Source organism: Martinezella sp. CNPSo 3890, assembly GCF_057784455.1.
The window spans coordinates 27155-45638 of record NZ_JBXSOR010000021.1; the positions used below are offsets into that span (position 1 = coordinate 27155).

Here is an 18484-nt window from a genome sequence, read left to right on the forward strand (position 1 = left end):
CAAATGACCCAGTGCCCCTGGCTCGACCTACGCCGCATCCGCCTTGTTCTGCCTGTTAGCGATCAGATCGTCGACGACAGCAGGATCGGCGAGCGTCGAAGTATCGCCAAGCGCGCCGAAATCATCTTCGGCGATCTTGCGCAGGATGCGGCGCATGATCTTGCCGGAGCGGGTTTTCGGCAGGCCAGGGGTAAACTGGATCTTGTCCGGTGAGGCGATCGGGCCGATTTCGGCGCGGACATGCTTTATCAGTTCCTGTCGCAGCGCTTCAGTGCCTTCCATCCCGACCATCAGCGTGACGTAGCAATAGATGCCCTGGCCCTTGATGGAGTGCGGATAGCCGACGACGGCCGCCTCCGAGACATGCTTGTGGGATACGAGCGCCGATTCCACTTCTGCCGTGCCGAGGCGGTGACCGGAGACGTTGAGCACGTCGTCGACGCGACCGGTGATCCAGTAATAGCCGTCCTCGTCGCGACGGCAGCCGTCGCCCGTAAAGTACTTGCCCTTGTAGGTGGAGAAATAGGTCTGGATGAAGCGCTCGTGGTCGCCATAGACGGTGCGCATCTGGCCGGGCCAGCTGTCGGCGATGACGAGATTGCCGTCGGCCGCCCCTTCCAGCACGTTGCCTTCATTGTCGACCAGCTGCGGCTGCACGCCGAAGAAGGGCAGCGTCGCCGAACCGGCCTTCAGATCGGTCGCGCCAGGAAGCGGTGTGATCATGTGGCCGCCCGTTTCCGTCTGCCACCACGTATCGACGATCGGGCAGCGGCTGTCGCCGACCACCTTGTAATACCATTCCCATGCTTCCGGATTGATAGGCTCGCCGACGGTGCCGAGGATGCGCAGGCTGGAGCGCGAGGCCCGCTTGACGAAATGGTCGCCGGCGCCCATCAGCGAACGGATCGCTGTCGGCGCAGTATAGAAGATATTGACCTTGTGCTTGTCGATCACATCCCAGAAACGGCCCTGGTCCGGATAGTTCGGCACACCTTCGAACATCAGCGAAGTCGCCGCATTGGCGAGCGGCCCGTAGACGATATAGGAATGGCCGGTCACCCAGCCGACATCCGCCGTGCACCAGTAGATATCGCCGGGGTGATAATCGAACGTGTATTCGTGCGTCATCGCCGCGTAGACGAGATAGCCGGCCGTCGTGTGCAGCACGCCCTTCGGCTTGCCCGTCGAGCCGGAGGTATAGAGGATGAACAGCGGGTCTTCCGCCTTCATCTTCGCCGGCGGGCACTCCGCCTTCACCTTGGCGGTTTCCTCGTGATACCAGACATCGCGGCCGGGCTCCCAGGCAACCTTGCCGCCGGTGCGGCGCACGGCGATCACGGTCTTGACCGCAACCTGCTGCTTGGCGGCGATCTGAATGGCCTTATCGGTGTTTTCCTTCAGCGGGATGGACTTGCCGCCGCGGACACCTTCATCGCAGGTGATGACGACGGTCGAGGCGCAATCGACGATACGGCCGGCGAGCGCTTCCGGCGAGAAGCCGCCGAAGACGACCGAATGCACTGCGCCGATACGGGCACAGGCCAGCATCGCATAGGCGGCTTCCGGGATCATCGGCATGTAGATGGTGACGCGGTCGCCCTTCTTGACGCCGTGCTTCTTCAGCACATTCGCCAGCCGGCAGACCTGCTCGTAGAGTTCGTTATAAGTGATCTTCTTGTCGATATAGGGGTTGTCGCCTTCCCAGATGAAGGCGACGCGATCGCCATGCTTCTTCAGATGCCGGTCGATGCAATTGTAGGAAACGTTGGTGACGCCATCCTCGAACCATTTGATCGAGACCTTGACGGTAAAGGACGTATTCTTGACCTTGGTATAGGGCTTGAACCAGTCGATGCGCTTGCCGTGCTTGCCCCAGAACTTGTCGGGATCCTCGACGCTCTGCTCGTACCATTTCTGGTACTTCGCCTTGTCGATCAGGGCGCGCGCCTTGACCGGTTTCGTCACGGGGTGGATCTTCTCCGACATTGTTTCCTCCTCAAATCCTCGCACGCCGATTTTGTAACCGCGAGTGCTCTTTCCGCGCAATAAATAGCAGGTCAAACTACGACAGCAATTGGACAAAGTGCATTTCATGCGCAAAGAATTGCAATTCCGCGACACTATCGCTATATAGGGCCGTATTTCCCGGACAATGTGGTGTTACACCCCGGACCGCGACACCGGCGCGGACTGACAGAAGGACTATATCCATGGCTCAACAATTGCTCATGCCGAAGGCAACCGCCATCTGGCTTGTCGACAATACGGCCTTGTCATTCGACCAGATCGCGCAGTTCTGCAAGCTGCATCCGCTCGAAGTGAAGGCCATTGCCGATGGCGAAGCAGCGCAGGGCATCAAGGGCCTCGACCCGATCTCGACCGGCCAGCTGACCCGCGATGAAATCGCCCGTGCCGAAGCCAACCCGAACCATAAGCTGAAGCTTTCCGAGCCAAAGGTTCGCGTGCCGGAATCCAAGCGCCGCGGCCCGCGTTACACGCCGGTCTCCAAGCGTCAGGACCGCCCGAACGCTATCCTCTGGCTGGTGCGCAATCATCCGGAACTGAAGGATGCGCAGATTTCGCGCCTCGTCGGCACCACCAAGTCGACCATCGAGCAGATTCGCGACCGCACGCACTGGAACTCGGCCAACCTGACGCCGATGGATCCGGTCACGCTCGGCCTCTGCAGCCAGATCGACCTCGACATGGAAGTTGAAAAGGCATCGAAGGGCCGTCCGCTGCCGACCGCCGCCGAACTCGGCGCAACCCTGCAGCCGGCTCAGGAAACCGAAAAGCTCGGCTTCAGCTACGATCGCGAAGAAGAGAAGGAAAAGGAAATCGACGCCGACGCCGTTTTCGCCAAGCTGAAGTCGCTGAAGTCGACCAGCCGCGACGACGAGGACGACGATCAGTTCTAAGATCCGGCATAGCGGATAAGAATGCAAAGCCCCGGCCGAACCGGGGCTTTTTTGTTTGTCGGAGAGCATTATAGACCTCGTCTCCCAGCAGGCGTTGAGAGGGGACAATTCCATGATTGCCATCTTCAGGACTGAGGGATCCCGTCAAATCTCCAATCCGGGCCAGTCATGTGCTCCACACACCAAGGCCTTCCGCACTTTTTGTTTCGGCAGAACTACCGCGCCCCAAAAATCGCCGAGCCGACCCGGACGCTTGTCGCGCCGAAAGCGACGGCGATTTCGTAGTCGCTGGACATGCCCATGGAGAGCTTTTCGACACCGGCCTGCTTGGCAAGCTTGGCAAGCAGGGCAAAATGCGGCCCCGGATTTTCCTCCGCCGGCGGAATGCACATCAGGCCCTCGATCGAAAGCCCCAGCTCCTCGCGGCACAGCTCGACGAAAGCGACGGTATCGTCGGGCGCAATCCCGGCCTTTTGCGGTTCCAGTCCGGTATTGACCTGCACATAGAGCCGCAAACTCTTGCCCTGCCGCTTCATTTCATCGGCAACAGCGCGTGCGATCTTTTCCCGGTCGATCGTCTCGATGACATCGAACAATGCCACGGCATCGGCGGTCTTGTTCGATTGCAGCGGCCCGATCAGGTGCAGCTCGATTCCGGGCGTCTCCGCCTTCAATTCCGGCCACTTGCCCTGGCTTTCCTGCACGCGGTTTTCGCCGAACACACGCTGACCGGCCGAAATGGCGGGGCGAATCTGATCGGCATCGAATGTCTTGGAAACGGCAACGAGCTGCACCGAGCCGGGAGCTCGGCCGGCCTGACGCTCGGCGGCTGCGATATGGGAACGGACTTCGTTCAGGCGCTCTTGAAGTTCCATCTTTTCGCCTCGATATTTGGCTTGCTTCTCAAACTTTGCAGTAATGCGGCTTGCGGGCCTTGCCAAGGGCGATCGCGCGCGAATCCGGCTTTGCTTTGCAAGATAAGGCACTTGCTGCATCCGCTAAACTTGACGCTTGGGTGGTTTCGTGGTGAAGGTCACGCCTTAATCCCCATGATTTTCCGGAATACAAGAACAGATGACTAGCGAACGTTATAATCCGCGCGATGCCGAGCCCCGCTGGCAGGAAAAATGGAACGAAGAAAAGGTCTTCGTGACAGACAATGCCGATCCGCGTGAGAAGTACTACGTTCTAGAAATGTTTCCCTATCCGTCAGGCCGCATCCACATGGGCCATGTGCGCAACTACGCCATGGGCGATGTCGTTGCGCGCTACAAGCGTGCCCGCGGCTATAACGTGCTGCACCCGATGGGCTGGGACGCCTTCGGCATGCCGGCGGAAAACGCAGCGCGCGACAACAAGGTGCATCCGAAGGAATGGACCTACCAGAACATCGCCTCGATGCGCACCCAGCTGAAGGCCATGGGCCTGTCGCTGGACTGGAGCCGCGAATTCGCGACCTGCGATGTCGACTATTATCACCGCCAGCAGATGCTCTTCATCGACATGATGGAAAAGGGCCTGGTCTACCGCAAGAAGTCCAAGGTCAACTGGGATCCGGTCGATAACACCGTTCTCGCCAATGAGCAGGTCATCGACGGCCGCGGCTGGCGTTCCGGCGCGCTCGTCGAGCAGCGCGAGCTGACGCAGTGGTTCTTCAAGATCACCGAGTTCAGCCAGGACCTGCTGGATGCCCTGGATACGCTGGATCATTGGCCGGAAAAAGTGCGGCTGATGCAGAAGAACTGGATCGGCCGCTCCGAGGGCTTGACCGTTCGCTGGGAAATTGTGCCGGAAACAGCTCCCAATAGCGATCGCGAAATCACCGTCTACACGACCCGTCCGGATACGCTGTTCGGCGCCTCCTTCCTGGCGATCTCGGCCGACCATCCGCTCGCCAAGGAAGCGGCGGCCAAGGATCCGGCCATCGAGGCCTTCTGTGAGGAATGCCGCCGCGCTGGCACCTCGCTGGCAGCCCTGGAGACGGCCGAGAAGAAGGGTATGGACACCGGCATCCGCGTCCGCCACCCCTTCGACCCATCCTGGGAACTGCCCGTCTACATCGCCAATTTCGTGCTGATGGACTATGGCACGGGCGCCATCTTCGGCTGCCCGTCCGGCGACCAGCGCGATCTGGATTTCGCACGTAAATACGGTCTGCCCGTTGTTCCCGTCGTCATGCCCGCTGATGGCGATGCAGCGACCTTTACTGTCGGCGATGTCGCCTACGACGGCGATGGTGTAATGATCAACTCGCGCTTCCTTGATGGCATGAGCACCGAGGAAGCCTTCCAGACGGTGGCAACGAAGCTCTCCGAAACGTATCTCGGCAACATACCGCAGGCCGAGCGCAAGGTGAATTTCCGCCTCCGTGACTGGGGCATTTCCCGTCAGCGCTATTGGGGCTGCCCGATCCCGGTCATCCATTGCGATGATTGCGGCGTGCTGCCGGTGCCGAAGAAGGATCTGCCGGTCAAGCTGCCCGATGACGTGACTTTCGACCAGCCGGGTAATCCGCTCGACCGGCACGCCAGCTGGCGCCATGTCGCCTGCCCGCAATGCGGCAAGGATGCCCGTCGTGAAACCGACACGATGGACACCTTCGTCGATTCGAGCTGGTATTTCGCGCGCTTCACCGCCCCCTGGGAAAGCCAGCCGACGGATCCCAAGGCCGCCAATCACTGGCTGCCTGTCGACCAGTATATCGGCGGCATTGAACACGCGATCCTGCATCTGCTCTATTCGCGCTTCTTTACCCGCGCCATGCGCGAAACCGGCCATCTTGACGTGAAAGAACCCTTCAAGGGCCTGTTCACGCAAGGCATGGTCGTGCACGAAACCTATAGCCGCGGAAGCGGCCTCACGCGCGAATGGGTGTCCCCAGCCGATATCAAGATCGAGGAAGTGGACGGCCAGCGCCGCGCTACCCTGCTGTCGACGGGCGAGGACATCGCCATCGGCTCGATCGAGAAAATGTCGAAATCGAAGAAGAATGTCGTCGACCCAGATGACATCATCGCTTCCTATGGCGCCGATACGGCACGTTTCTTCGTGCTGTCCGATTCGCCGCCCGATCGCGACGTCATCTGGTCGGAAGCGGGTGTCGAGGGCGCGCACCGCTTCACGCAGCGCATGTGGCGTCTGGTTTCCGAAGCCGCCGACGCCCTGAAAGCGGCCGAATCGACTCCGGCTAAGGAAGGCGAGGCACTGGCGATTTCGCAGATAGCTCATCGCACGCTGAAGGCCGTTCAGGGTGATTACGACAAGCTCGCCTTCAACAAGGCCGTGGCGCGCATCTATGAATTCGTCAATGCGCTGGCGGCACCGCTGACGAAAGTGGCCGCCGGCCAGGCGGATGGCACCTATCGTTCTGCCGTCCGCGAAGCCGTCGAGATCCTGATTGCTTTGGTTGCACCGATCACGCCACACCTGGCCGAGGAATGTTCGGCCGCCCTCGGCAACACGCATATGGTCGCGACTAGCCCATGGCCGGTCTATGACGAAGCCCTCGTCATCGAGAACGAGATCATCTATCCCGTTCAGATCAATGGCAAGAAGCGCGCCGAATTGACAATCGCGCGCGATGCAGATCAGAATGCCGTGCAGCAAGCCGTGCTCGCCCTGGATGCCGTTACGAGCGCATTGAATGGTCAGGCGCCAAAGAAGATCATCGTCGTTCCACAGAGGATCGTAAACATTGTCGTCTGATAGTCTTTTCAAATTCGCCCGCATCGCCGGCGTTGCGTCTCTTGTGGCCGTTGCCGGCCTTCTGTCGGCCTGCCAGGTTCGGCCGCTCTACGCCGTCAGCACTGGCGTCACGCAGAAGCTGTCGGAGGTTTCCTTCTCCGACGTAGGCTCGCGCGTCGGTCTCCAGGTGCGCAATCAGCTGATCTTCATTGCGGGGCGTGGCGCAGGCGAGACCAAGACGCCAAAATACAATGTCGATCTGAGCGTCAGCTCCGGTACTGGCGGTGTGCTTTATCTTCCGTCTTCGAGCACGTCGGCCGCAGGCCGCACGACTGTGACCGTCTCGTTCACATTGAGGGAGATCGGCACCGGCAAGGTTATCAAATCGGGTAGTCGTGCGGTGACGTCGCTCGTCGACTTCCCGACCCAGGAATTCGCCAAGCAGCGCGCAATCCGTGATTCGGAAGACCGTGCTGCCCGCGAAGTTGCCGAAATGGTTGCAGCCGATATCGCTGCCGCACTCAGCCGCTGATAAAGAGCGCGGCATGGCAGAAATCAAGTCTCACGAATTTGATGGATTCCTGCAAAACGCCGCGCGCAATTATCGGGTCTTCGTAATCTACGGCCCGGATCGCGGCCTCGTTTCCGAACGTGCCGCACAGATTGCCGCCAGGACCGGCGTCGATCTCAATGATGCATTTTCCCTCATCAAGCTCGATGTCGGTGACCTGCAGAACGATGCGGGTCGCCTGCTCGACGAAGTCAACGCCATCGGTTTGTTCGGCGGCGAAAAGCTGGTCTGGATTCGCGGCGCCGCCAATGAAAAAGCATTGGTCGATTCGCTGCAGATCATTGCCGAAAGCCCGCCGGTGGCAAGCTTCATCATCATTGAAGCCGGCGATCTGAAGAAGGGCGCAGGTCTGCGCAAGGTGGCGGAACCGACGCGCTCGGTCGCAACCATTCCCTGCTATGCCGACGATGCCAGAGCGCTGAATAGTCTGATCGATACAGAACTGGCAAATGAAGGGTTGCGCATCGCCCCGGCAGCCCGTCAGGCATTACTCGAGCTTCTGGGCGGCGACCGGATCGCCTCCCGAAACGAGGTGCGCAAACTGGCGCTTTACTGCCGCGGGCAGGGCACGATCGAAGAGAACCATGTCATGGAGATCATCGGCGATGCCAGCGCGATTTCCACAGACGATGCTGTCGATGCCATCTTGAAGGGGGATTCCGAGGCCTTTCTGCATGCCATGCAGAAGATCGCCTCCTCCAAGACTCCGATGTTTCTCGTGCTGCAGGGCTGCCTGCGGCAATTTCAGATGCTCGATACGATGCGAGCCGAAATGGATGAAAAGCGCGTTGCCCCGGCACAGGTCATGCAGACGCATGGGCGCCATCTGCATTTCAGGCGTAAGCCGATCATTGAACAGGCCCTCAAGACCTGGTCGGGCCCTGCGATCGCCCGCGAGATGAACAGGCTGCAATCCGCCATTCTCCAGACACGCCAGCGTGCGAGCCTCGAAGACACGATCGCAACACAAACCCTGCTTGCGACCACATTGCAGTCGGCACGCAGAGGCTGATGTTTCACGGGAAACAGACTTGGACAAGCATCCGCCATGCGGACGCCGCAGCAGCCTATCCCATTGTTTTTAAAGGACTATAGTAACCTTCCGCGCAACTGCGGAAAAGTGCGTAAACGCTTCTATCTAGAAACACGAGAAGTAAACAGCGGGAACCATTTGACGTTCCATACAGAGCAGAGCCGTCTTAGCGGCGCTCCAGAAGCCGGCAAATTTCCTCGAGTTGTTCCAGCGTCTTATAGCTGATCTTCACCTGGCCACCATTGCCGCGATGATTGATGGAAACATCGAGCCCTAGCGTGTCAGACAGCGTACGCTCGAGCGCCAGCGTATCGGAATCCTTCTCATCCCTGCGCGCGCCGACGGGGCGGGGGTCGTTCTGAGCCTTGATGTCATTCTGCGCGAGACGTTCGGCATCGCGAACTGACATGCCCTTGGAAACAACAGTTCGCGCCAGCGCGGTCGGATCGGAGGTCGAAACGAGAGCGCGGGCATGGCCGGCGGAAAGCGAGCCTGCGGCAAGCATATCGCGTACGGGGTCAGGAAGCTTCAACAGACGCAGAGAGTTGGCGACATGGCTGCGGCTCTTGCCGATGATTTCGCCAAGATCGTTTTGTGTATAGCCGTGTTCAGCGATCAGTTGCTCGTAACCGAGCGCCTCTTCCAATGGATTGAGGTCCGCGCGTTGCACATTCTCAACAATGGCGATCTCAAGCGCGGTCTTGTCATCGACGTCGCGAACGATCACTGGAATTTCGATCAGACCCGCGAGCTGTGCCGCTCGCCAGCGCCGTTCACCGGCAATGATCTCATAGCGATCGGAAGAAATGGTGCGGACCACGACCGGCTGCACGATGCCGTGCTGGCGAATGGAGCTGGCGAGATCATGCAGCTCGGTCTCGTCGAAATAGCGGCGAGGATTACGTGGATTGCGGCTGATGAATTCGATCGGCACCAGGCGATCGGGATTGACGGCCGGTCTGCCGGCATCCACGGGCGTCGGCTGATCCATCTCCCCGATGAGAGCCGCCAGTCCGCGCCCGAGACGCCGCTTCGAAAGATCATCATTCATCGCCGATACTCACTCTGGAACAAATACTACGTCATATCAGGCGGCAGCTTTTCGCTGCCGCTCTCTTTGGATTACTTCCGAAGCGAGCTGCAGATAGGCCTGGCTACCCGCGCACTTCAGGTCGTAAAGAATGGCGGGCTTGCCGTAGGACGGCGCCTCGGACACGCGAACGTTGCGTGGAATCAACGTATGGTAGACCTTCTCGCCAAGATGAGTCCGTACATCGGTGACAACCTGCTGCGCCAGATTGTTGCGGGAATCGAACATGGTCAAGACGATTCCCTGGATATCGAGGGACGGGTTGACCGTGCGCCTTACCTGATCGACCGTCTCCAGCAGCTGACTGAGGCCTTCCAGGGCGAAAAATTCGCACTGTAACGGCACCAAAACAGAATGAGCCGCGGCCATTGCATTCATCGTCAGAAGGTTAAAGGAAGGCGGGCAGTCCACCAGAATATAGGAAAAGGCGAGGGCGTCCGACGCATTCAGTGCGCGCCGCAGCTTGAAAACGCGGTCCGGTTGCTGCGCGATCTCCATCTCAATACCAAGCAGATCCATGGTCGATGGCACGATGAAGAGATTCGGAACGGCCGTCTCCTGAACCGTATCCATAATCCCGTGGCTACCTACCAATAGATCGTAAGAAGACAGCTTGCGGTCACGCCGCTCGATGCCCAACCCCGTGCTGGCATTGCCTTGGGGATCAAGATCGACAATCAGGACGCGCTCACCAATGGCGGCAAGAGCCGTCGCCAGATTGATCGCGGTCGTGGTCTTGCCGACGCCGCCCTTTTGATTTGCGATGGTAATAATCCGGTTTCGCTCGCCGATCATCTGCCGCACATCCAATTATGGTTAAATCAGGCGTCGAAGGCGACTGAGCTCCAGAATGACGGAATCTCGCTCAACGACACTCTGATGTTTTACCAGATCGAATTGCCAACGACCACGGGCTTTCTGCAGCTCGCGTTCGTAATCCCGGCCTTTGTGCAGGAAGAGGCGCAGATTTTCGTTGCGCTCGAGCCAGGGGGCTGCGTAGTCCAGCAAGATTTCAAGCTCCGCAAGAGCCCGCGCTGAGATAACGTCGCAGGCCTGGATCGCTGCCGGTGCCTCTTCGATGCGAATGGCATGAACAGCGCCCCGGGCCGCGCATTCCCGCAGGCAGACACGCAGAAAAGCAGCTTTTTTCTGATTGCTTTCAACCAGATCGACGTGCCCCGCACCTTTTTCCGCCAACAGGATTGCCGTTATCACACCGGGAAATCCACCACCACTCCCCAAATCTACCCAATGATCCGTTGTCGGATGCAGCTGGAAAATCTGCGCACTATCCGCGATGTGACGGCGCCAGAGATCGTCAATCGTGGATGGCGCAACAAGATTGATGGTCTTCGCCCATTTCTGGAAAAGCTGCGCAAAATGCTGCAGCCGTTCCTGTGTTTCACGTGAAACACGTACACCGTTCAGTTCCATGCTATGGACTCTCTAACCTTGTAGTATTGTCAGGAAACGAGCTTCTGTTCTTCCGACACGCTCATTTTCCTCAGATAAGCCAATAACAAAGAAATAGCCGCCGGCGTCATACCGTCGATTCGCGAGGCCTGTGAGATATTCTTCGGCCGGGCTGCTTCCAGCTTCTGTTTCAGCTCATTGGACAATCCTGAAAGAACCGAAAAATCAAATTCCGCCGGAATGACGCGCTCTTCTTCCCTGCGGGCCTGAACGATATCGGCTGTCTGGCGATCCATATAGACGGCATAAGCCGCCTCGATCTCGATGGCCTCGGCTATGTTCCCCTCGATGGACTGCAATTCCGGCCATAGCCGCGACAGGTTCTCTACGGATTGACCAGGATGAGAAAGAAGCTCATAGGCCGAACGCCGCTGACCGTCCTTGTTAAGATGCATACCTGCCTTTTCGGCTTCGTTCGGTGTTACCGTCAGGCTTCTCAGCTGGTCACGCGCCTGTTCAAGCCTCTTTACATATTGCCCGAAACGCGCTGCACGGCTGAAACCGACGCAGCCCAAGGCCAGTCCGACGGGCGTAAGACGGACGTCAGCATTGTCAGCGCGGAGCGACAACCGATATTCCGCACGGGACGTGAACATACGATACGGCTCCGCCACACCCCGAGAGGTCAAATCGTCGATCATCACACCGATATAGGATTCCGTTCGGCTGAACTCGATGGCTTTGCCACCGCTGGCGAGACGCGCGGCATTCAGCCCGGCGACGAGACCTTGAGCTCCAGCTTCCTCATAGCCCGTCGTGCCGTTGATCTGGCCCGCTAGGAAAAGTCCCGGAATCTTTTCCACTTCGAGGGACAGCTTCAATTCGCGCGGATCGACGTGGTCATACTCGATGGCATAGGCGTGCTGGAGAATACGGACTCGTTCCAGACCCGGAATGGTCTTGATAAATTCATCCTGAACATCCTCGGGCAGGGAGGTCGATATGCCGTTTGGATAGACCGTGCTATCATCCAATCCCTCCGGCTCAAGGAAGATTTGATGACCGTCGCGTTCGCCGAATTTGACGATCTTGTCTTCGATCGAGGGGCAATAGCGTGGTCCGACGCCTTCAATCTGACCAGAATACATTGCTGAACGCTTCAGGTTTTCAGCAATGATCCTGTGGGTTTCGGACGTGGTTCGGGTTACCCCGCATTCGATCTGAGGATTCACGATGGAATCGGTCATGAAAGAGAAGGGTGTTGGATCTTCGTCCGCCCCCTGACGTCCGACGGAATTCCAATCGATGGTCGTTCCGTCAAGGCGAGCAGGCGTTCCAGTTTTCAATCGCCCCAGAGCAAGGCCGTGTCGCAGCAATGTGGCAGAAAGCCCAAGCGACGGCTCTTCGCCAACACGGCCCGCCGGGATCTTCTTGTCGCCGATATGAATGAGACCGCGGAGAAAAGTGCCTGTGGTCAGAACAACAGCTCCGCAGCGAATGGCTCGCCCGTCCTTCAGGATCACCGCGGACACCCTGCCGTGCTCGAAGGTAAGATCGAAAGCATCGCCCTCGAAAACATCAAGATTATCAGTTGCGCCGATTTCCGCCTGCATGGCTAGACGATAGAGCTTGCGGTCCGCCTGAGTGCGCGGACCGCGTACGGCGGGACCCTTCTTGCGGTTGAGCATACGGAACTGGATGCCGGCAGCATCCGCAACACGACCCATTAAACCGTCGAGAGCGTCAATTTCCCGGACCAGGTGGCCTTTGCCGAGACCGCCAATGGCGGGATTGCAGGACATCACACCGATCGTGTCGCGCTTATGTGTTATCAATGCCGTGCGCGCACCGAGGCGTGCGGCCGCAGCTGCAGCCTCGCTGCCCGCATGGCCGCCACCCACAACGATCACATCATACGCTTTATCGAACATCATCAGGTCCTCGGTCGTGCCGCTTGTTTGGCACACCAATTTCAGGAGTCAAGAAGGTTTCACGTGAAACGTCCAGCGAGAGTATATGACTCTCTGTTTCACGTGAATCATTTTCCTATGCAGAATTCTGAGAAGATCACGTCCAGCAAATCTTCCACATCGACGCGGCCGGTGATGCGTCCAAGGCTTGTGGCCGCCCGTCTTAGGTATTCGGCTCTGATATCCAGGCCGCGATCTTCCGAACCTAGCGCAGCCTCAATTGCATCAAGGCTCTCTGCAAGTAGGGTGCGATGACGCAGTCGACTCGGCAAAGCGAGCGATAGCGCCCCAGAACGGGCCTGCAGATCCTGCCGCAGAAGGTTATGCAATTCCGCCAGGCCTGAGCCGGTGGTCGAGGAGATCAGCAAATCATATTGATTGGTTTTCTCGGCGTGAATATCGGCTTTCGTACCGACAGTCAGGACCTTGCCGGCAAAACCCGGAAAACTCCGCTGTGCCTCACCGCCAATCTCGGCCAGAGACAGAACAAGGTCTGCATCCGCAACCGTCCGCAGTGCCAGACGAATGCCCTCACGCTCCACCACCTCATCCGTATCCCGCAACCCAGCCGTATCATAAAGCTTAACGGCATACCCTGCTATATTCAGATCGACATGTAATACGTCACGGGTCGTGCCGGCGATATCGGTGACGATCGCCACCTCGCGCTTTGCCAAGGCATTCATGAGACTGGATTTGCCAGCATTTGGCGCGCCTGCAATGACCACCTTTAAGCCATCCCGGATGATCTCGCCGAGATCGGCGCCTGCGAGATGGTCGGAAATTTCAAGACGCAGCCGCTTCATCTCGGCCCATACCATATCGGAGACCGAACCAGGCACATCGTCTTCATCGGCGAAATCGAGTTCCGCCTCGATCAGGGCGCGTGCCCGCGTCAGCCTGTCGGCCCAACCGTTATAGAGATCCGACAGCCCGCCAGCCGCATGCTCCAGCGCAAGCCGGCGCTGCATCTCCGTTTCCGCGCCAATGAGATCGGCAAGGCCTTCCACCTCTACCAGATCCATCTTTCCATTCTCGAGTGCGCGCCGCGAAAACTCGCCATGCTCCGCCATTCGGCAATCCTCGAAGGTCGAGAGCTCTTCCAGAAGCGCGTTCACCACAGCTTTACCGCCGTGGACATGAATCTCAACGCAATCTTCGCCCGTAAAAGAGGCTGGACCAGGAAAAATCAGGACAAGGCCGCGGTCTATCACCAGACCGTTACGAGTCCGAATCGTTCTCAGCGCGGCCTGCCTCGGCTGCGGCAGCGTACCGGCAAGGGATTCGGCAACACGGAGCGCCTGACTTCCGCTGATACGGATCACAGCAACGCCGGCCGGTAGACCGCCGCTGGACAAAGCATAGATCGTCTCATTCATCGTCAACATAAGATTGATCCGCATCCGAATCGATTGTCGAGCGACCCTTGAACCCGACTTCTGATCCCACAAAACAAATCGGGTTGCAATTCGCAGCCCGATCATAACAGCATGGAAGCACCGCTGAAGCGGCAATATAACGAATCCGGCTAAGGATTACGTATTCATCGAATCGAAGAAATCCGGGTTGTTCTTTGTCTGCTTGAGCTTGTCGATCAGGAACTCGATGGCGTCGGTCGTGCCCATCGGCGCGAGGATACGGCGAAGAACGAAGATCTTCTGCAGATCCTGGCGCGGCACCAGCAGGTCTTCCTTACGCGTACCGGACTTGAGGATATCCATCGCGGGGAAGATGCGCTTATCGGCAACCTTGCGGTCAAGCACGATTTCCGAGTTACCGGTGCCCTTGAATTCTTCGAAGATCACTTCGTCCATACGGCTGCCGGTATCGATCAGGGCCGTCGCAATGATGGTCAGCGAGCCGCCTTCTTCGATGTTACGCGCAGCACCGAAGAAGCGCTTCGGGCGCTGCAGGGCATTGGCGTCGACACCGCCGGTCAGAACCTTACCGGAAGAGGGGACCACGGTGTTATAGGCGCGGCCAAGGCGGGTGATCGAATCGAGCAGGATGACGACGTCACGGCCATGCTCGACCAGGCGCTTGGCCTTCTCGATGACCATTTCGGCAACCTGGACGTGGCGCACGGCCGGCTCGTCGAAGGTCGACGAGATGACTTCGCCGCGCACAGAGCGCTGCATATCAGTCACTTCTTCCGGACGCTCGTCAATCAGGAGAACGATCAGGTAGCAGTCCGGATGATTGGCGGTAATGGAATGGGCGATATTCTGCAGCAGGACGGTTTTACCCGTACGCGGCGGTGCGACGATCAGGCCGCGCTGGCCCTTGCCTAGCGGCGCCACGAGATCGATCACGCGGGGCGAAAGATCCTTCGAAGTGGGAACGTCGAGTTCCATACGGAAACGCTCGTTCGGATAGAGCGGCGTCAGATTGTCAAAGTGAACCTTGTGACGGATCTTTTCGGGATCATCAAAATTGATGGTGTTGACTTTCAGCAGCGCGAAATAGCGCTCGCCTTCCTTCGGTCCGCGGATCGGTCCCTCGACCGTATCGCCCGTCTTCAAGGAGAAGCGGCGGATCTGGGAGGGGGAAATATAGATGTCGTCCGGACCGGGAAGATAGTTTGCGTTAGCGGAACGCAAGAAACCGAAGCCATCCTGCAGAACCTCGACGACGCCCTCGCCGATGATTTCTACGTCCTGGCTCGCCAGTACCTTCAGGATCGCAAACATCAATTCCTGTTTGCGCATCGTGCTGGCGTTTTCCACCTCGAGCGATTCGGCAAAGGCCAGAAGATCGGTCGGGGATTTATTTTTCAGTTCCTGAAGCTTCATTTCAGCCATGAAGGGAATTACTCATTTTTTAGGAGGGGAAAGGCAATGTTGTTCGTATTCAGAACCGCGATAGGGGCGCTCGCGGGCGACAGAATGGATACATGCCACGAAGAGAAGATGGCGGGAAAATAGCGACTCACTTTCTGAACCGCAAGGGGGGCACGCAAAATGAAAGAAATTTTACGTCACGCCTAATACAGCCCCACCTCATGCAAATGGCTTGACGACCACAAGAATGACGATTGCGATCATCAACAGCGTCGGCGCCTCGTTCATCATTCGCCAATAACGCGCCGAGCGCTTGTTTTCATCCCTGGCGAAGGCGCGCACTGCAGCGCTGAAATGGCCGTGAACGGCCGATAGAAGCACAACAAGTCCGATCTTGGCGTGCAGCCAGCCGCCCTGGAAATCATAGACAGACCAGGCAAGATAAAGCCCGAATATCCAGGTCAGGATCATCGCCGGGTTGATGATATAGCGCAGCAGACGCTGCTCCATCACCTTGAAGGTCTCGGATTGCTGCGATCCCGGCGCGGCATCGGTGTGATAGACAAACAGCCGAGGCAGATAGAACATGCCGGCCATCCATGAGATGACGGCGATGATGTGCAAGGCCTTGATCCAGAGATAGAGATCGGCCGGATGCCAGGCGAACAGACCGATCGCCAGCACCGCAAAGATCAGGATCATGAAATAGGCCCGCCGTCCGGCCTTCTGGCCCGGCGCGGAATCCGTCTGCTTTTCCACCGTCATCAGCTCCTCCATCCCCGCACGCGTTCGACCAGCGCCGCCACATTGGCCGGATCGGCCTGGGGCGTGATCCCATGCCCGAGATTGAAAATCAGCGGGCCATTTCCGAGTTGCTGCAGGATATCGTCGATACCGTCGTCCAAAGCCTTGCCGCCGGCAACCACGCGCATCGGATCGAGATTGCCCTGCACCGGCCCGTCCTTCTGCAGTTCCCGAGCAAAGGCCAAAGGCACCGACCAGTCGAGGCCGATCGCATCGGCACCCGTCTTCTGCCGATAGGTTTTCAAGAGATAGCCCGCACCCTTGGCGAAGGCGATCACCCGAGCCTGTGGCCGCCGCGCCTTGATCGATGCGATCATCTTCGCGACCGGTTTGACGGCAAAAGCCTCGAATTCCTTCTCACCAAGCACACCAGCCCAGGAATCGAAAATCTGCACGGCATCCGCACCGGCATCGATTTGCGCCACTAGGTAATCGGCTGATATGTCGGCAAGCAGCATCAGCAGGTGTTCGAAGGCCTTGGGATAGCGATAGGCAAATAGCCGCGCAGGGGCCTGATCCGGCGTGCCGTGTCCGGCGATCATATAGGTCGCAACGGTCCAGGGAGCGCCGCAGAAGCCGAGAAGCGTGGTTTCCTGAGGCAAGTCCTGCCGCAGCCGGCGCACCGTCTCCATGACAGGCTCCAGATACGCCGTGATGCCCTCCGGTTTCAAAGCCATGATGCCCGTCTCGTTGATCGGGTCCATTTCCGGCCCATGTCCTTCGGTGAAACGAACATTCCGCTTCAGCGCATCGGGGATGACGAGAATATCGGAGAAGAGAATGGCCGCATCAAAGCCATAACGGCGGATTGGCTGCAGCGTCACTTCGACGGCGTGATCCGGCGAATAACAGAGATCGAGAAAGCTTCCCGCCTTCGCACGCGTTTCACGATATTCGGGTAGATAACGGCCTGCCTGTCTCATCAGCCAGAGCGGGGGAGGGGTGAGCGTTTCTCCGCTCAAGACCCGCATGATCTTCCGGCGTTCATCGGTCACAGACGTCGTCCTATATAAACCAAACATATATTGAAAGGTTTCTATTTCTTAGAGTCGGTGAGTAGCAAGGATTAAAGTTCATCCCTTGCCTGTCCAATTTGTCGCGCCTCGCGCATAAATTTGGAGAGATTTCGAGATCGCAAGCCAATATGTGGATAAGAGAGGCGATTTTTCAATCTTTTGAGGAGGTTGAAGAGAAATTCGGCTTTTCGCCATCTGGGGACAAGTCGGGGATGGGCGAGGTGTTGTCGATCTTATCCACATTGCTCACAGCCACTGCGAAAGCCATCTCTCGAAAATTCCAAATGTGGAAAACTCGGCCGTTTTCCACTTGCCCAAGATGGCACCCTTCCCGTACCTCTCTTTTCTCCCGAGATATCAACAGGCGATGGAAAGTAGCGTGGAAAACCGGACGAGCTTCTTTCATCTGCACCTGATTTCTGACTCAACGGGCGAGACTCTCATCTCCGCCGGCCGCGCGGCCTCTGTGCAATTCCATGCTAGCCAGCCGATTGAGCACGTCTATCCGCTGATCAGAAATCGCAAGCAGCTTCTGCCTGTATTGGAAGCGATCGATCACAGCCCCGGCATTGTCCTCTATACGATCGTCGATCGCGAACTTGCCGATTTCATCGCCGAGCGCTGCAGGGAGATGGGCGTACCATCCGTCAATGTTCTCGAGCCGGTCATGAACGTCTTCCAGACCTATCTCGGCATGGCGTCGCGTCGGCGCGTCGGCGCGCAGCATGTGATGAATGCGGATTATTTCGCCCGCATCGAAGCGTTGAACTTCACCATGGATCATGACGACGGCCAGATGCCCGATGACTATGATGATGCCGATGTCGTCATCATTGGTATCAGCCGCACCTCGAAAACACCGACGAGCATCTATCTGGCGAACCGCGGCATCAAGACGGCCAATATTCCGATCGTCCACGGCGTGCCATTACCGGAAAGCCTGATCAAGGCGACAAAGCCGTTGATCGTCGGATTGGTGGCGACGACAGACCGGATCTCGCAGGTTCGCGAAAATCGCATCCTCGGTACGACTCCTGGCTTCGACCGCGGCGACTACACCGATCGGGCCGCCATCTCCGAAGAGCTGAAATATGCCCGCTCGCTCTGCGCCAGACATAACTGGCCGATCATCGATGTCACGCGTCGTTCGATCGAAGAGACTGCTGCCGCGATTGTTGCCCTCCGACCCAAGCTGCGCTAAGCGC

The 18484-nt window shown here is 58.1% G+C and carries 15 protein-coding genes; 5 read left to right on the forward strand and 10 right to left on the reverse strand.

Going from position 1 to position 18484, the window contains the following annotated elements:
• Window positions 1–27: 27 nt before the first annotated feature.
• Window positions 28–1986: an acetate--CoA ligase gene (gene acs, locus AC13RC_RS30285; RefSeq protein ID WP_488559466.1), complete on the reverse strand. Its 1959-nt coding sequence runs from the start codon at window positions 1984–1986 to the stop codon at window positions 28–30.
• Between the two features lie 224 nt (window positions 1987–2210).
• Between acs and AC13RC_RS30290 the strand changes: the two genes are divergently transcribed.
• The gene (locus AC13RC_RS30290) at window positions 2211–2918 is read left to right on the forward strand and encodes a DUF1013 domain-containing protein (RefSeq protein ID WP_095433387.1); all 708 of its coding nucleotides are present in this window, start codon (window positions 2211–2213) and stop codon (window positions 2916–2918) included.
• Between the two features lie 215 nt (window positions 2919–3133).
• On the opposite strand, the gene AC13RC_RS30295 is transcribed toward AC13RC_RS30290, so the two are convergent.
• Window positions 3134–3793: a YggS family pyridoxal phosphate-dependent enzyme gene (locus tag AC13RC_RS30295; RefSeq protein WP_488559467.1), complete on the reverse strand. Its 660-nt coding sequence runs from the start codon at window positions 3791–3793 to the stop codon at window positions 3134–3136.
• A gap of 199 nt (window positions 3794–3992) precedes the next feature.
• On the opposite strand from AC13RC_RS30295, the gene leuS reads away from it, so the two are divergent.
• From leuS to holA, 3 genes are read left to right on the forward strand one after another with little or no spacing between them, the layout of a single operon-like run.
• Entirely contained in the window at window positions 3993–6623 is a 2631-nt protein-coding gene (gene leuS, locus AC13RC_RS30300; RefSeq protein WP_488559468.1) for a leucine--tRNA ligase, read from the forward strand.
• Window positions 6613–7134 (forward strand): LPS assembly lipoprotein LptE, encoded by a 522-nt coding sequence (gene lptE, locus AC13RC_RS30305; protein ID WP_113333438.1) that lies wholly within the window; start codon window positions 6613–6615, stop codon window positions 7132–7134. Before leuS ends, lptE begins: the two co-directional genes overlap by 11 nt.
• A 13-nt stretch (window positions 7135–7147) precedes the next feature.
• A complete protein-coding gene (gene holA / locus AC13RC_RS30310) occupies window positions 7148–8185 on the forward strand; it encodes a DNA polymerase III subunit delta (protein ID WP_488559469.1) in 1038 nt (345 codons plus the stop codon).
• Between the two features lie 187 nt (window positions 8186–8372).
• Here the strand turns inward: holA and AC13RC_RS30315 are convergent, their stop codons facing one another.
• The 8 genes from AC13RC_RS30315 to hemE form a co-directional block, all read right to left on the reverse strand.
• Entirely contained in the window at window positions 8373–9257 is an 885-nt protein-coding gene (locus AC13RC_RS30315) for a ParB/RepB/Spo0J family partition protein (RefSeq protein WP_069613904.1), read from the reverse strand.
• A gap of 36 nt (window positions 9258–9293) precedes the next feature.
• Complete coding sequence (locus tag AC13RC_RS30320) at window positions 9294–10091, reverse strand: ParA family protein (RefSeq protein WP_113333436.1); 798 nt, start codon at window positions 10089–10091, stop codon at window positions 9294–9296.
• Window positions 10092–10112: 21 nt separating this feature from the next.
• On the reverse strand, window positions 10113–10730 hold the full coding sequence (gene rsmG, locus AC13RC_RS30325) for a 16S rRNA (guanine(527)-N(7))-methyltransferase RsmG (protein WP_113389664.1): 618 nt from the start codon (window positions 10728–10730) through the stop codon (window positions 10113–10115).
• A 29-nt stretch (window positions 10731–10759) separates the two neighbouring features.
• Window positions 10760–12640 carry a tRNA uridine-5-carboxymethylaminomethyl(34) synthesis enzyme MnmG gene (gene mnmG / locus AC13RC_RS30330; RefSeq protein WP_488559482.1) on the reverse strand — a complete coding sequence of 627 codons (1881 nt, stop codon included), beginning with the start codon at window positions 12638–12640 and terminating at the stop codon, window positions 10760–10762.
• A 107-nt stretch (window positions 12641–12747) separates the two neighbouring features.
• Window positions 12748–14067: a tRNA uridine-5-carboxymethylaminomethyl(34) synthesis GTPase MnmE gene (mnmE, locus tag AC13RC_RS30335; protein ID WP_488559470.1), complete on the reverse strand. Its 1320-nt coding sequence runs from the start codon at window positions 14065–14067 to the stop codon at window positions 12748–12750.
• Between the two features lie 147 nt (window positions 14068–14214).
• A complete protein-coding gene (gene rho / locus AC13RC_RS30340; RefSeq protein WP_004127423.1) occupies window positions 14215–15480 on the reverse strand; it encodes a transcription termination factor Rho in 1266 nt (421 codons plus the stop codon).
• A 198-nt stretch (window positions 15481–15678) separates the two neighbouring features.
• Window positions 15679–16224 (reverse strand): protoporphyrinogen oxidase HemJ, encoded by a 546-nt coding sequence (gene hemJ, locus AC13RC_RS30345; protein WP_173004663.1) that lies wholly within the window; start codon window positions 16222–16224, stop codon window positions 15679–15681.
• A complete protein-coding gene (gene hemE / locus AC13RC_RS30350) occupies window positions 16224–17258 on the reverse strand; it encodes a uroporphyrinogen decarboxylase (RefSeq protein WP_113389662.1) in 1035 nt (344 codons plus the stop codon). The genes hemJ and hemE overlap by 1 nt, the downstream gene beginning before the upstream one ends.
• Before the next feature lie 400 nt (window positions 17259–17658).
• Between hemE and AC13RC_RS30355 the strand changes: the two genes are divergently transcribed.
• Window positions 17659–18480 carry a pyruvate, water dikinase regulatory protein gene (locus tag AC13RC_RS30355; RefSeq protein WP_488559471.1) on the forward strand — a complete coding sequence of 274 codons (822 nt, stop codon included), beginning with the start codon at window positions 17659–17661 and terminating at the stop codon, window positions 18478–18480.
• Window positions 18481–18484 lie beyond the last annotated feature (4 nt).